Origin of the sequence: Prevotella sp. kh1p2, from assembly GCF_900111525.1 — a bacterium.
Classification (GTDB): domain Bacteria; phylum Bacteroidota; class Bacteroidia; order Bacteroidales; family Bacteroidaceae; genus Prevotella.
In genome coordinates this window covers 16,055-30,778 of the sequence record NZ_FOHY01000010.1, presented here as the reverse complement: position 1 = coordinate 30,778, position 14,724 = coordinate 16,055, and the positions used below count along the sequence as shown (strand labels likewise).

General features: G+C 52.3%; 15 protein-coding genes and 2 tRNA genes. 8 read left to right on the top strand and 9 right to left on the bottom strand.

The genetic code is table 11. From position 1 onward, the window contains the following. The first annotated feature begins 184 nt into the window (after positions 1 to 184). Positions 185 to 967, top strand: a complete 783-nt coding sequence (locus tag BMW31_RS07275; RefSeq protein WP_091823331.1) for a ZIP family metal transporter — start codon at positions 185 to 187, stop codon at positions 965 to 967. A 258-nt stretch (positions 968 to 1,225) separates the two neighbouring features. On the opposite strand, the gene BMW31_RS07270 is transcribed toward BMW31_RS07275, so the two are convergent. The 8 genes from BMW31_RS07270 to BMW31_RS07235 all read right to left on the bottom strand — a co-directional run bounded on the left by BMW31_RS07270 (position 1,226) and on the right by BMW31_RS07235 (position 6,331). Beyond that, positions 1,226 to 1,299 (bottom strand) — tRNA-Asp (locus BMW31_RS07270). Between the two features lie 40 nt (positions 1,300 to 1,339). After that, a tRNA-Asp gene (locus BMW31_RS07265) sits at positions 1,340 to 1,413 on the bottom strand. A 77-nt stretch (positions 1,414 to 1,490) separates the two neighbouring features. Then, complete coding sequence (locus BMW31_RS07260; RefSeq protein ID WP_091823562.1) at positions 1,491 to 2,000, bottom strand: GNAT family N-acetyltransferase; 510 nt, start codon at positions 1,998 to 2,000, stop codon at positions 1,491 to 1,493. After that, positions 1,997 to 3,193, bottom strand: a complete 1,197-nt coding sequence (locus BMW31_RS07255; RefSeq protein WP_091823328.1) for a glycosyltransferase family 2 protein — start codon at positions 3,191 to 3,193, stop codon at positions 1,997 to 1,999. Before BMW31_RS07255 ends, BMW31_RS07260 begins: the two co-directional genes overlap by 4 nt. 7 nt (positions 3,194 to 3,200) lie before the next feature. Further along, the gene (locus BMW31_RS07250) at positions 3,201 to 3,638 is read right to left on the bottom strand and encodes a hypothetical protein (protein ID WP_091823325.1); all 438 of its coding nucleotides are present in this window, start codon (positions 3,636 to 3,638) and stop codon (positions 3,201 to 3,203) included. A 36-nt stretch (positions 3,639 to 3,674) separates the two neighbouring features. After that, on the bottom strand, positions 3,675 to 4,286 hold the full coding sequence (gene recR / locus BMW31_RS07245; protein WP_091823322.1) for a recombination mediator RecR: 612 nt from the start codon (positions 4,284 to 4,286) through the stop codon (positions 3,675 to 3,677). After that, on the bottom strand, positions 4,286 to 4,771 hold the full coding sequence (locus tag BMW31_RS07240) for an outer membrane beta-barrel protein (protein WP_091823320.1): 486 nt from the start codon (positions 4,769 to 4,771) through the stop codon (positions 4,286 to 4,288). The genes recR and BMW31_RS07240 overlap by 1 nt, the downstream gene beginning before the upstream one ends. Positions 4,772 to 4,807: 36 nt before the next feature. After that, complete coding sequence (locus BMW31_RS07235; RefSeq protein ID WP_091823317.1) at positions 4,808 to 6,331, bottom strand: carbon starvation CstA family protein; 1,524 nt, start codon at positions 6,329 to 6,331, stop codon at positions 4,808 to 4,810. Between the two features lie 108 nt (positions 6,332 to 6,439). Between BMW31_RS07235 and BMW31_RS07230 the strand changes: the two genes are divergently transcribed. Both BMW31_RS07230 and BMW31_RS07225 read left to right on the top strand, forming a co-directional pair. After that, a complete protein-coding gene (locus tag BMW31_RS07230) occupies positions 6,440 to 8,119 on the top strand; it encodes a glycoside hydrolase family 10-like protein (protein WP_091823314.1) in 1,680 nt (559 codons plus the stop codon). A gap of 29 nt (positions 8,120 to 8,148) precedes the next feature. Next, a complete protein-coding gene (locus BMW31_RS07225; RefSeq protein ID WP_143049171.1) occupies positions 8,149 to 8,667 on the top strand; it encodes a hypothetical protein in 519 nt (172 codons plus the stop codon). Between the two features lie 271 nt (positions 8,668 to 8,938). On the opposite strand, the gene BMW31_RS07220 is transcribed toward BMW31_RS07225, so the two are convergent. Next, a complete protein-coding gene (locus BMW31_RS07220) occupies positions 8,939 to 9,781 on the bottom strand; it encodes a DUF5715 family protein (protein ID WP_091823308.1) in 843 nt (280 codons plus the stop codon). 160 nt (positions 9,782 to 9,941) lie between these two features. Between BMW31_RS07220 and BMW31_RS07215 the strand changes: the two genes are divergently transcribed. From BMW31_RS07215 to BMW31_RS07195, 5 genes are all read left to right on the top strand, one after another. Further along, positions 9,942 to 10,943 carry a PhoH family protein gene (locus tag BMW31_RS07215; protein ID WP_091823305.1) on the top strand — a complete coding sequence of 334 codons (1,002 nt, stop codon included), beginning with the start codon at positions 9,942 to 9,944 and terminating at the stop codon, positions 10,941 to 10,943. A 71-nt stretch (positions 10,944 to 11,014) separates the two neighbouring features. Then, positions 11,015 to 11,968, top strand: a complete 954-nt coding sequence (locus BMW31_RS07210) for a phosphoribosylaminoimidazolesuccinocarboxamide synthase (protein ID WP_091823302.1) — start codon at positions 11,015 to 11,017, stop codon at positions 11,966 to 11,968. 28 nt (positions 11,969 to 11,996) lie between these two features. Next, the gene (gene ubiE, locus BMW31_RS07205) at positions 11,997 to 12,731 is read left to right on the top strand and encodes a bifunctional demethylmenaquinone methyltransferase/2-methoxy-6-polyprenyl-1,4-benzoquinol methylase UbiE (RefSeq protein ID WP_091823559.1); all 735 of its coding nucleotides are present in this window, start codon (positions 11,997 to 11,999) and stop codon (positions 12,729 to 12,731) included. Positions 12,732 to 12,760: 29 nt separating this feature from the next. Beyond that, positions 12,761 to 13,519, top strand: a complete 759-nt coding sequence (locus BMW31_RS07200; protein ID WP_091823299.1) for a shikimate dehydrogenase family protein — start codon at positions 12,761 to 12,763, stop codon at positions 13,517 to 13,519. A 27-nt stretch (positions 13,520 to 13,546) separates the two neighbouring features. After that, positions 13,547 to 14,716 (top strand): AIR synthase-related protein, encoded by a 1,170-nt coding sequence (locus BMW31_RS07195; protein WP_091823296.1) that lies wholly within the window; start codon positions 13,547 to 13,549, stop codon positions 14,714 to 14,716. Positions 14,717 to 14,724 lie beyond the last annotated feature (8 nt).

The window sequence follows — 14,724 nt, the reverse complement described above, 5'->3', positions numbered from 1 at the left end:
CTTATGCCCGGTTTGATATTCCGGCCAAACCTGCCCGCAAAGACTCATCCTTCAGTCGGTCGGCGCCTGTTCCGGCCGTGGGCATAACAGCTGCCACGTTGATTCAGCCTTCCAAATTGTTGGCGGAATGATTTTTTTCAGTAACTTTGCAGCCGATTATTGCATTGATAAAGAAATATAAAACATGAATAACGGCGTTATATTAGCAATCCTCATCCCGTTTCTGGGAACGACACTGGGTTCGGCATTCGTGTTCTTCATGAAAGACGAAATGCCCGATCGCCTGCAGAAAACACTCTTAGGTTTCGCCTCGGGCGTAATGGTAGCGGCCTCCGTATGGTCGCTGCTCATACCAAGCATGGATATGACAGCCCACTGGGGCAAGGCTGCCGTTGTTCCGGCAGCCATCGGTTTGCTGGCTGGTATGGCCTTCCTGCTGCTCATCGACTCGCTTACACCCCATATCCACGTAGGTTCCGACCATCCCGAAGGCATCAAGTCGCACCTCTCTCGCACCGCCATGCTCAGCCTGGCCGTTACCATCCACAATTTTCCGGAAGGCATGGCAGTGGGCGTTGTCATAGCAGGCGCGCTGCAGGGAGGCGAATGGATATCGGCTGCTGCAGCCATGGCGATGAGCTTGGGCATAGCTATACAGAACATACCCGAGGGAGCCATCATCTCCATGCCTATGAAGGCAGCCGGCGGCAGCAAGCTGAAGTCCTTTACGATGGGCACACTGAGCGGAGCCGTAGAACCTATAGGCGCCGCACTGGTCATTCTGCTGGCCTCCTTCATGACCCCTATCCTGCCCTATCTGCTTAGCTTTGCAGCAGGCGCCATGCTCTATGTGGTGATTGAGGAACTAATTCCGGAGGCATCGGAAGGTGAACACAGCAACCTTTCAACCATCGGATTTGCCATTGGCTTTGTGCTGATGATGGTGCTCGACGTTGTGCTCGGCTAAACCGAATACAGCATGCCTTGCGGACACTGCACGCCCGCAAGGTAACCGCACGGGAGATTTCGCGGTGCCAAAGACCGCAAACGTGAACTTTCGACACTTGTCACAAGATTGCTCGACAGCTGTCGCATATCCGTGCCACAAGTGTCGAAAGTTCCCGAAGCTATACGGACATCCCGTTTTTCGGCATCATCAATAACGCAACCGGAGGTAAGAAAGGGGCACGAAAAAAGCCTCCAGAAATCAATCTGAAGGCTTCTGCGGTGCGTACGAGACTCGGACTCGTGACCTCCTGCGTGACAGGCAGGCATTCTAACCAACTGAACTAACGCACCAGTTGCAAATTCCAAACTCACCCCAACACTCCTTTAACGGCGGTGCGTACGAGACTCGGACTCGTGACCTCCTGCGTGACAGGCAGGCATTCTAACCAACTGAACTAACGCACCCAGTAAGGCCGGTTTCTTATTTGCGGTTGCAAAGGTAACTACTTTTTTCCTTTCTGCCAAAAGTAGCAAGCACTTTTTTACAAAAAAGTTTGCATCATAATGGCGCCATGATACTCTTCTCCGTCGAAAAGCCAATCCTTGAGTTCGGCTGTACTGCTGAAGCCGGCTCTGTCAAACAATCGGATGGAGTCCTGGTTGTTCTCATCGACCACGGCATAAATCTGATGCAGGTGCAAAACTACTTTGGCATATTCCTTGAGCAGGCTAAGTGTTGCGGCGGCATAGCCCCTGCCCCGATACTGGTTTACTATCACTATGCCTATCTCGGCACGCAGATGCTGAGGGTCGAAGTTCACAACATCGGCTATGCCCAGCGTCTCTCCCTGCTCGTTGTCAATCATGAAGCGCACCTGCTTGTCGGTATAGATGTCGCTCGAAGCATTGGCTATATAGTCATGGAGGGCGTAACGAGAATAGGGAACGTTCGTTGTTCCGACCCCCCACAGCTTGTTGTTGTTCTCTATCTGGTAGAGCATGTCCAGATCTTCCGGCTCCATTGCCCGTATGATTACTTTGGGTAAACTCATGTCCATACCTCTTCTCCTGTTATAATCTTGTTTGTCTGATTGTCAAAAAAGCCCATCCGGACGTTCTTGTCCGGCTGTTGGCTGAAGATAGCGAAGATGTCTTCGTAGGCATACGAGGCCACATCATAGACAACGTAGGTGGTAGTCCGTGCTTTGTCTGGTGATATCCGACCGAGATGCCCGGCCGGAAGAGCAGCCTTGCTGCCTTCCATGTACACGGCATTCAACCCGCGGCGGACAGCTATCTGCCTGCATTGCTCCAGCGACTCCTTGCTGCCCATGAAGACATATTGCGGTTCCGGCTCGCGTCGCTTGCCGCTAAATCCGAGCATGCGTCTCATCCGATACAAGCCCATACCGATGAAAGCCGACGACGCCTTGACAAAGATGGCCGTCTTGATGGGCAGGCTGAGCAGGACCGACATGCCCCCGTAGTGCTTGCGAAAGAAGATGAACATGGCCTCATAAAACACATGCACATACCGGAACGAACTCTTCTGCGTGCTCTCGCCCTTGTAATGGAGAATGTGCGAGGGCACATACCAGTTCTCCCATCCGGCTTTCAGGAGCCGGTAAGAGAAATCAATGTCCTCGCCGTACATGAAGAAATCCTCGTCCAAGTTGCCGATTTGGGCTATTACCTGATGCCTGAACAAGCAGAAAGCGCCGCTCACGACTTCTATTCTGGCTGCTTTGTCCCACGGAAGGTAGCTCATGTAGTAGCGCGCGAACCTGCGATGACGGGGATAACGGGCACAAAGACCGCACATCTTGTAGAAGGCCGTCATGGGCGAAGGGATGCCCCTGCGCGACTCCATCGCCTTGCTGCCGTCGGCATGCAGCATACATACGCCTGCTGCTCCTATCTGCTGTCGGCCGTCCATCACGCTGATGACATCCCGCAACGTATGTTCTCCCACCACGGTATCAGGGTTCAAGAGCAGTACATACTCGCCCGCACACTGCCTGATGGCTATGTTATTGGCCCTGGCAAAGCCTAAGTTGTGGTTGCAGCTGATGACTTTTACCTGCCGGAAGCGTTCCTGTATGTAGGCTGCGGAGCCGTCTTTGGAGTGATTGTCGACTACAAACACCTCGGCATCAATGCCTTGCAGTGCCCTGCAGAGCGCCTGCAGACACTGTTCCAGGTAATCTTTGACGTTATAGCTGACAATGACGACGGAGAGTTTCACCTGTTTCTTAATTTTCTGCCAAGGTGTCGTCTACACACCTTGCCATAGAAGGATATACGAAGAACAAGCAAAGCAGCAGAATAATAGCCATGTACCCAAAGGCCACATTCATAAAGAGATAATATAATAAGGTATTAACCAGCAACGGCAGGCACAGCATGTTGAGCCGCAGCGAGCCGTAACGCAGCAGACTGCTCCAGCGCACGTCCTCGGGCGCTTGATGCAATTGACGGTGAATGTGCTTGAACTTGAACAGCCGCAAAGCCAGCGGAATGAGGCAGATGGTTAATAATTCCATCACCGTGGCGATAACAAACTCCAGGCTTTTATCGGTTGCCCACACGCCATCTGCAAGCCATTCCGTCTCATAGAGAACGACAATGATGAGCGACAAGGCCACCGGCAGCCAGAACTCTAAGGTCAATATAGTCTGTATTCGTTTCATATCAAATAGGTTGGAATGGGCATTTATCGGTTTCGGTCAGTTCTGGAAAGGGGTTCGGTTCAGTATCGAACGGCCCAAAGTCACCTCATCCGTGTATTCCAGTTCATCCCCAACGGAGATGCCCCGGGCAATAACGCTCACGTTGACGCCCGTGGGCTGCAGCTTTCGGGAGATATAGAAGTTGGTGGTATCGCCCTCCATCGTTGAGCTAAGGGCGAGTATCACCTCGTTGATGCCGCCTTCCTCCACCCGCTGCACAAGCGAGTCGATTTCCAGATCGGCCGGACCAATGCCGTCCATCGGCGAGATGATGCCTCCCAGTACATGGTAAAGGCCATGAAACTGCTGCGTATTCTCCACCGCCATTACGTCCTGTATGTTCTCTACTACGCAAATGGTACTGCCGTCGCGGTGCGAATCAGCGCAGATGGGGCAAATCTCGGTATCGCTGATGTTATGGCAAACCTTGCAGTGCTTAATCTCTCTCTTCATGGTGGAAACAGCCTGTGCGAAGCCTTCGACCTCCTCATTCGACTGCCGAAGCAAAAAGAGAACAAGACGCAAGGCTGTCTTGCGTCCTATTCCCGGTAATTTCGCAAACTCATTAACGGCTTTTTCAAGCAGCAATGAGGGATATTGCTGTTCCATTAAAGATAAACTCCAATACCTATCTTCAGGCCAATCGTTGAATAGTTGGAATGGTCTTTGAACGACTGGTCGTAGTAGATAGACGGCTCCACCGTTACAGTACGGCTCAAAAAGAAGGCGTAGCCAACCTCTACACCCGGCATGACGTCGTTGTAACTGTGGTTGGCGTGAATGAGCTTACAGCCCGCTCCCAGGTACAAACCATTCTGGATGATATAATATCGGCCGCCAACACCAAGGGAGTAACGGTCGGCCACAGCGTCATTACTGCTGTGCTGCAGCGATGCCTGGCCTGTTATCATCCAGTTGTCCGTAAAGAGATAACCGGCTTTGGCTTCCACTCCCAAATTCAAATCATCTGTTCCGTTGTAGCTCAGGTTGAGCCCCGTAAGCGAAGCTCCTACATAAACCTTGCCTTCTTCGAACTGTGCACTCGCAGAGATGGTCATCATCAGCGCTGCAATCATCATTAAAAACTTTTTCATAAACTTACTTTCTACTTGAATGATACATATAATTAATTACTTACTTGTCTTCATCTGTTTGAGATACCAGGCCAGAAACCACACGCAGGCCACTGCCAGGCAGCATCCGCCAAGGATGTAGGCAGTGGTATGTTCGAGGCCGAAAGCCTGCTTGCTGACAAACAAATAGGTTGAACATACAGTCGTCATGAACAGCGCCGGCACCAGTGTAACCCAGAAAGCCTTATGCTGCTGCACCAGATAAACGGTGATAGTCCACAGCGTAAACACAGCCAAGGTCTGGTTGCTCCATCCGAACCACTGCCAGATAACATTGAAGCCATTGGGATCGTTCATCTGCCAAACCAGCAAACCAATGGCCACGGCAAACATCGGAATGGCGATATAGAAACGCTTGAGGACTGACTTCTGCTCCAGATGCAAGGCTTCGGCGATGATGAGCCGTGCCGAACGGAAAGCCGTATCGCCGCTGGTGATGGGCGCGGCCACAACACCAAACACGGCCAACAAGCCTCCGAAGAACCCGAGCCAGCCCGTACAAACCTTCTCCACCACATTGGGAGCCGAGAAGAATTGTATCAAGCTCTTGCCTCCTTCGGTGTTGGCCTGAGCCAGGAACTGGTTAACAGTTGCGGCGTCAACACATTCTTTCCAACCACCATAATAAAAGAAGTAGGAAGAAACCGTGGCCCAAATCAGCGCGACAAGGCCTTCGGTTATCATGGCTCCATAGAAGATGGGACGCCCCATCTTCTCATGGTTCACGCAGCGAGCCATCAGCGGGCTCTGCGTAGCATGGAAACCGCTGATTGCACCGCAGGCTATCGTGATGAACAAACAGGGAAACAGCGGATTTTGTGCAAAGAAAGAGTCAGTACCAAGCAGGCTTTGCGGTTCGTTCAAATTGGCTGCATCGAGGTCGCTCCACACCTCCGGAATATCCGGCATCTTCACAAAGAGCATCACCATGAGGGCTACAGCCATGAAAAGCAGTGCGAAAGCGAATATCGGATAGAACTTACCGATTATCTTGTCTATGGGCAGCATGGTTGCCAAGACATAATAGACAAAAATCAGGATGACCCAAACCAATGGCGTCCAATAATAATCTTTTAAGATAAGTGCAGGGCTGTAGACAAACACGACGCCCACCATTATCAGCAGGAAAACCGAGAACACGAGCATCACTTTCTTTGCCCGTGCGCCCAGATAGTCGCCAACCAGCTCCGGAAGGTTCGCTCCGCCATGACGGATGCTGAGCATTCCGCTGAAATAATCGTGCACCGCACCCGCAAAAATACAACCAAGCACTATCCACAGATAGGCCGACGGACCATACCATGCACCCATGATGGCACCGAAGATGGGGCCGGTTCCTGCTATGTTAAGGAACTGAATCATGAATACTTTCCAACTCGGCATGACTATATAGTCAACACCGTCGGCCATGGCCACGGCCGGTGTCGGCCTGTCATCAGGCCCGAAGATTCGTTCTACAAATTTACCATAGAGCAGATAACCAACAATCAGAGCCAAAAGGGCGATAGTAAAAGATATCATAATATCATGTTGTATTTTATTTCTTACTTGCAAAGATAAGGCAATTTATTTGAAATGCAAAAAAATATCCGTACCTTTGTGCCAATTAATTAGATATTATTTGAACGAATGAAACCGCTATATCGTTTCTTAACAGTTTTATCTCTCCTTTTTACGGCATGCCGGTTGCATGCTCAAAATCCACTTCCACCAAAGTACGAAGTACGCGCCGTATGGCTTACTACCATTGGCGGACTGGACTGGCCGCACTCCTATGCACAAAGCTCATACTCTGCAGAGAAGCAGAAAGATGAACTGAGAAATATACTTGACAAACTCCAGAAGGCTGGCATCAACACCGTGCTCATCCAGACACGTATTCGCGGCACCGTCATCTATCCCTCCGCCTACGAGCCTTGGGACGGATGCCTCAGCGGTTTCCCAGGTAAAAGCCCCGGATACGATGCTTTACAGTTTGCCATTGACGAGTGCCACAAACGCGGCATGGAGCTGCACGCCTGGGTGGTGACCATGCCCGTTGGCAAATGGAACGCCTTGGGATGCAGCCGGCTGCGCAAGAAGCTGCCCGGACTGATACGAAAGATAGGCGCCGAAGGATACATGAATCCCGAAAATCCGCAAACAGGAGCCTATCTGGCCGACATCTGCCAGGAGATTACCCGCAACTACGATATCGACGGCATACACCTGGACTACATCCGATATCCCGAGACCTGGAACATCAAAGTGGGCGCCCAAGAGGGCCGACGTAATATAACAAGGATAGTGGAGGACATACACCGCAAGGTAAAAGCCCTGAAGCCGTGGGTTAAGATTAGCTGTTCGCCCGTAGGAAAGTTCAGCGACCTGAGCCGTTACTGGAGCCACGGATGGAATGCCTACGCCAGAGTTTGCCAGGACGTGCAGGGCTGGCTGCGCGACGGATTGATGGACGAAATCTTCCCGATGATGTACTTTCAGGGCGAGCAGTTCTATCCCTTTGCCATCGACTGGGCCGAGTCTTCCCACGGCAGGATTGTAGTTCCCGGCCTCGGCATCTACTTCCTGTCGCCGCAAGAGAAGAACTGGCCACTCGGTATCATTACCAGAGAGATGAAGGTACTGCGCCGTTACAGGCTCGGCCACGCCTATTTCCGGAGCAAATTCTTTACCGACAACACCAAGGGCATCTACGATTTCGCTTTAAGAGAGTTCACTCCCTACCCTGCCTTGGTACCACCCATGACGTGGGAACATGCCACCGCCCCTACAGCTCCTGGACAGCTGAAAGCCGAAGGCACCCTGTTGAGCTGGCTGCCTGCCCAATCCTTGGGCCACCAAGGTTCCCTCTCGTACAACGTGTACAGCAGTACGGCCTACCCGGTAAATACCGCCGACGCGCGCAATCTGGTACGCATACGGATGCTTCAATGCGCAATCCGGATTCCCGAATACGACGGAACGCGTTATTATGCCGTTACAACCACCGACCGCTTTGGCAACGAGAGCCCGGCCACCCAGCTCGCCCGCCCAGCCAAAGCCACCACGGCAGCGGGCCGAAACATCTTGAAATGCGACGGCCAGCGCGTGGAGCTGCCTGCCAAAAGCGAAAATATGGATGCCGACCTCATCACCATCGAGACGCTCCAGGGCAGCATCGTTGCATCCCGGAGCTATCAGGGCAGAACGGCCGATGTACGCAGTCTGCCCGAAGGCATATACATTATCCGTTCGCTGAACAGCAAGGGAGTTGCCCACAAATTAGGCATCTGCCAAATCAAACGCCGCACTCTTCAGTCTTTACCTTAAACTTTCAAACACAAACATCTCATATACAAATGATTAGAAACATAAAGAAATCTCTGCTACTCGCAGTTTGCTGCATCATTGCCACCTGCACTTTGGCCCAAACTCCCATTGCCAACAGGGTGAAGGCTGCCGCCGGCAAGCTGCCCAAAGGTGCTGCGCTGATAGCCAGATACACGGACAGCCCGCGCCATTGCCTCTATTTCACGAACCAGAACCGCCTGTACAGACTGGATGTTATCAGAGACAAGACCGACGACATCAACTTTGCCAGCGAGGGATACGACAAGATTATCTCCACTTTCCTGGGAGAACGGGGGCGCTATCTCTTCGTAACAGTCGACCGCCGCAGCATGGCTTCCGACTATCAGCAGGACGGGCGGCAGCTGTGGTGCATAGATACAAAAACGCAGGAAGTGAGTAAAGTGGGCGAAGGATACAAGATAGAGATAAAGAACAACAGAATAATCATCACCCAAAAGGACAAGATGCGCACCTACGACATGGCCGGCCACGCCATCTCCCCCGTCGACGAATTCGACATGAAGTAAACAGTACCGTGTCTTCTCCTAACTTCAAGCATGCTGAACAGGCATGCTTTATTTTTGAAAAACACGAAAACCGGGGTGCCGAAAATGTGAATCCAGGTGCTTGGAAATATCCTTCGGGAACTTTCGACACTTGTCGCACATATATTCGACACTTGTCGCACGATGGTTCGACACCTGTCAAAAGTTGCAGGTGCCGGCCTCTTGCACCGTTGTTGACTTAACAACGGATAGCAGTTACAGGTAACAGAATAAGGAAGAAGATGCGAGTACGTTACCGCACGGTGATGTGGAAGCAGCCTTGGTGCACTTCATACTTCACGTAGCAGCGGTTCTGTTCGCGCATGTCGTTCAGCACCTCGCTCAATACCCACTTCAAGGTGTCGTTGCGAACCTGCCTCCGCTCCTCGCCGGGAGCCTCAACCGTCTTGTAGCGATTGTAGCAAACGTCGAATGTAGTGCCGTAAAGGTGGCAGCTGTTCTGCGTGGCGTTGCCGTTGTGGCTGCGCAGTTTCTGCACGTCGTTCTTGCTGCGCATGACGCTGGTCACTATAATCTTGTGCAGCGGTACGCCCTTTACCTGCAGGCTGTCGAAGAAGTTACGCCCTATGTCCTGCAAAAGTACGGAGGCACGGGGCACCAGATACGGGATACTGCTGTGCAGGCGGTCGATGTAGAAGTAAGGATTTCCGCCCACATATACCAGCTCGGCCTTCCGACTTTCGGCCTCCGAACGGTCGGCAACGGGCGTAACGCCCCACTTCTGTGCCGCCACCAGCTGTACGTCATTTTGGTCAGGAAAAGCCCGACCGAAGTTGGGCACGCTGTAAATGCGGTTCTTGACCGGCGTGCCGTCGGCCTTGAAAAAGAGCGACTTCACCCCTTCAGGCAGCGGCATGGCGGAGTCTTTGGCCAAAGCAGTCATGGGAACAGACGCACGGACATCAGCATCACCCCCGGCGGCCACGGAGTCGGTATCGGCCGGTAGCACCGGTTGAGCCACGGCCTGCGGGCCACCATCCTGTCCGGCTATAGAGGGGTGCATGCACCGCAGCATGGCCAGAGCCACTACCACGAGACAAAAACCTTGCAAATATCTTTTTTTCGAGATTTTCATTCCAAACAGTCAGTTTTCGAGTGGCAAAGATACTAAAAAGTTAAAACAGCGAAGAGGAATAGCTGAAGTTTTTTGATTTATAGCCTTTTATTAATTATTGTTTTGTTTGTTCATATCACTTTCTTTTCGTAATTTTGCAGCGTTTACAGACAAATAGATTTTGATAGAGAAGCATATCATACTCGAAGACATTGACCCCGTAGTTTTCTACGGTGTAAACAACAGTCATCTGCAGATGATAAAGTCGCTGTTTCCCAAGCTTCGCATCGTGGCCCGCGGCAACGTCATCAAGGTGATGGGCGACGAGGAGGAGATGGTCAAGATAGAAGAAGACATCGAGTCCATGCGCCGCCATGTACTGAAATACAACTCGCTGAGCGAGGAAGACATCCTTGACATCAGCAAGGGGCACAAGACCAAGGCCGATGCCGTGAAGGGAGTACTGGTGTACAGCACGGCGGGGCGCCCCATCAAGAGCCGCTCGGAGAACCAGCAGAAGCTGATAGAGGCCTATGAGAAAAGCGACATGATATTCGCCGTGGGGCCAGCCGGTACGGGTAAAACCTACCTGAGCATAGCTCTTGCCGTGAAAGCGCTGAAAGAGAAGACGGCCAAGAAAATCATCCTCTCCCGCCCCGCCGTAGAAGCAGGCGAGAAACTGGGCTTCCTGCCCGGCGACATGAAGGACAAAATAGACCCCTATCTGCAACCGCTTTACGACGCGCTTGAGGACATGATACCCGCCGTTAAGCTGCAGGACATGATGGAGAAGCACATTATCCAGATAGCGCCGCTGGCCTTCATGCGCGGCCGAACGTTGAGTGATGCCGTCGTTATACTGGATGAAGCCCAGAATACAACCCCCGCCCAAATCCGTATGTTCCTTACCCGCATGGGCTGGAACACCAAAATGATTATCACGGGCGACATGACGCAGATTGACCTTCCACACGAGCAGAAAAGCGGCCTGAAGGAGTCGCTCAAGATACTCTCGGGCATCGAGGGCATCTCCGTCATCCTGATGAACAAGAAAGACATTGTGCGCCACAAGCTCGTTACCCGCATCGTGAATGCCTACGAAGCCTACGACAAGCGGATGGAGGAAAAACAAAAGGGCGCACACGCGGCAACTGCAACAGCCGAAGAAGAAAAGGAAAAGTGAGTTTAACCATTTAATAAAAAGGAGACCCAAGAGCCCTGTCTTCCCGGACAAGGCGCTGGGCAGGCAAAATTATGAGAGCTTTAACAAGTACTGATTTCCATTTTAACGGACAGAAGAGTGTGTACCACGGCAAGGTTCGCGACGTTTACAACATCAATGACGACCTGATGGTCATGATAGCGACCGACAGAATATCGGCGTTCGATGTTGTTCTGCCCAAAGGTATTCCTTTCAAAGGGCAGGTTTTGAACCAGATTGCTGCCAAGTTTCTGGATGCCACGAGCGACATCTGCCCCAACTGGAAACTTGCAGTGCCCGACCCAATGGTCACTATAGGACTCAAGTGCGAAGGTTTCAGGGTGGAGATGATCATCCGCTCCATCCTCACCGGCAGCGCCTGGAGAGCCTACAAGGACGGCTGCCGAGAGCTTTGCGGCGTCAAGCTGCCCGACGGCATGCGCGAGAACGAGCGTTTCCCGGAGCCCATTATCACACCAACAACCAAGGCGGACGAAGGTCACGACATGAATATCTCACGCGAGGAAATCATTGCCCAGGGGCTGATGAGTGCCGAGGATTATGCTGTCGTGGAAGACTACACGCACAAGCTGTTTGCCCGCGGACAGGAGATTGCTGCCAAGCGTGGGCTCATTCTGGTCGACACTAAGTACGAATTCGGCAAGCGCGACGGCAAGATTTACCTCATAGACGAAATCCACACCCCCGACTCCAGCCGTTACTTCTACGCCGACGGCTACGAGCAGAAGTTCAACAACGGCGAACCGCAGAGGCAACTCTCCAAGGAATTTGTCCGCCAGTGGCTCATCGAGCACAACTTCATGAACGAACCGGGGCAGACAATGCCAGAGATAACCGAGGAATATGCTGAGAGTGTGAGCGACCGCTACATTGAGTTGTACGAGCACATAACGGGCGAGGCCTTTGATAAGGCTGCAGAAGAAGATGGCGACATCGCTGCAAGAATAGAGCAGAACGTGGCCAGCTATCTTGCCACACGCCAATAACGCACTCCAAAACACAGAGCAACCGCAAGTGTACGAACAGGAAAAAATAAAGCCGTACGACGGCAACGGAGAGAAGAGCAAGCTCGTAGCGGGCATGTTTGACAACATTGCACCAACCTACGACACGCTCAATCACCGGCTGTCATGGAACATCGACAAAGGCTGGCGCAAGAAAGCCATCCGGCAACTGCTGCCCTATCGGCCGCAGACACTGCTGGACATTGCGACCGGAACGGGTGACTTCGCCATCCTGGCAGCCAGGATGCTCACCCCTAAATCACTCATCGGAGCCGACATCTCGGAAGGAATGATGGACATCGGACGGCAGAAAGTAAAGCGAGAGGGGCTGGACAAGGTTATCACTTTCAAGAAGGAAGACTGCCTGAACCTCTCTTTTGAGGACGAAACCTTTGATGCCGTGACGGCCGCTTTCGGCATCCGCAACTTTCAGGACCTCGACCAAGGACTCCGGGAGATATGTCGGGTGCTCAAAAACGGCGGCCATCTGAGCATTGTCGAGCTCACCACGCCCGTAAGTTTCCCCATGAAACAGCTCTTCCGCATCTATTCGCACACAGTGCTCCCCATCTATGGAAAGCTCATCAGCAAGGACAACAGCGCCTACAGCTATCTCACCTCGACGATAGAAGCGTTTCCGCAAGGCGAGCAAATGATGGAGATATTCAGAAAGGCAGGCTTCAGGGAGGCGTCGTTCAGGCGGCTCACCTTCGGCATCTGCACGATGTACTTCGCAGAGAAATAACAAACAACTGATTGATAAACCTAACTACAATGGACAAATACGGACTGATAGGCTATCCGCTGGGCCACTCGTTCTCCATCAGCTACTTCAACGAGAAGTTTGAGAACGAAGGTATCAACGCCGTGTACGAGAACTTTGAGATAGCTGACATCACGAACCTAAGAGAGATTTTGGACTCTTATCCCAATCTCAAAGGCCTCAATGTGACCATTCCCTACAAGGAGCAGGTCATCAGATATCTTGATTCGATAAGCCCCGCGGCCAAAGCCATCGGCGCCGTAAATGTAATCAGGATTACCCACAAGGGCAAGAAAGTGTTGCTCAAAGGGTTCAACAGCGATGTTATCGGGTTCACCCGCAGTATAGAACCCATGCTCGAACCGGCTCACAAGAAAGCTCTCATTCTGGGAACCGGTGGCGCCTCAAAGGCCATTAACTACGGTCTGCGTTCCTTGGGAATAGAAACAAAATTCGTGAGTCGCAGCAAGAAGAAGGACATGCTCACCTACCAAGAGCTTACCCCGGCCCACATGCAGGAATACAAGGTTATCGTTAACTGCACTCCCCTGGGCATGTATCCCAAGTTCGAGGAATGTCCGATGCTGCCCTATGAGGCCATGGACGACAAGACTCTGCTCTACGACCTCATCTACAATCCTGATGAAACCCTGTTCATGCAGCAGGGTCGCAAATACGGAGCAACCGTTAAGAACGGCTTGGAGATGCTCTTGTTGCAAGCCTTTGCAAGCTGGGACTTCTGGAACGGAAAGGAACAAGACAACCTCTAACCCCAAACAGACACAAGAAAACAGTACATGAATAATCAAGGTAGATATATGATGCGGGGCGTCAGCGCCGCCAAAGAAGACGTACACAACGCTATCAAGAACATAGACAAGGGCATTTTTCCGCAGGCCTTCTGCAAGATTATACCCGATATACTGGGCGGTGACCCCGAATACTGCAATATCATGCACGCCGACGGAGCCGGAACCAAGTCGTCGCTGGCCTACATGTACTGGAAGGAAACCGGCGACCTGAGCGTGTGGAAGGGTATTGCGCAGGATGCCATCGTGATGAATACCGACGATTTACTTTGCGTTGGCGCCGTAGACAACATTCTTGTATCGAGCACCATCGGGCGCAACAAGATGCTGGTAACGGGCGAAGTGATATCTGCCATTATCAATGGCACGGACGAGTTGTTGTCAGCCTTACGCCGGATGGGCATCGGCATCTGGCCCACCGGTGGCGAGACAGCCGACGTTGGCGACCTGGTGCGAACCATCATCGTAGATTCCACCGTTACCTGCCGCATGAAACGCAAGGACGTTATCAACAACGCAAACATCCGTCCGGGCGATGTCATCGTGGGATTGAGCTCCACCGGACAGGCCACCTACGAGCATGAATACAATGGCGGCATGGGAAGCAACGGACTGACCAGCGCGCGCCACGATGTTTTTGCCAACTACCTGAAGGATAAATACCCCGAGAGTTACGACCATGCCGTACCCGATGAGCTGGTGTACAGCGGCAAGTACAAGCTCACCGACGAAGTAGCAGACAGCCCGCTCACTGCCGGCAAGCTGGTTCTCTCCCCCACCCGCACCTATGCACCGGTCATCAAAAGGCTCCTGGACGAGCTGCGCCCTACCATTCACGGCATGGTTCACTGCACCGGCGGCGCACAGACCAAGGTGCTGCACTTCGTTGGCGAGAACTGCAAAGTAATCAAAGACAACATGTTCCCGGTACCTCCGCTGTTCCGGGCCATCCACGATTGCAGCGATACCGACTGGAAAGAGATGTACCAGGTGTTCAACATGGGGCACCGGATGGAGATATACGTCGGCCCCGAGACAGCCAAAAGGGTAATCGAGATAAGCCGGAGCTTCGGTATCGATGCCCAGGTCGTGGGCCGCATAGAGGAAGGCAGGCGCAGCCTGACCATTGAGTCGGAATACGGAACATTCAACTATTAATCAAGCAA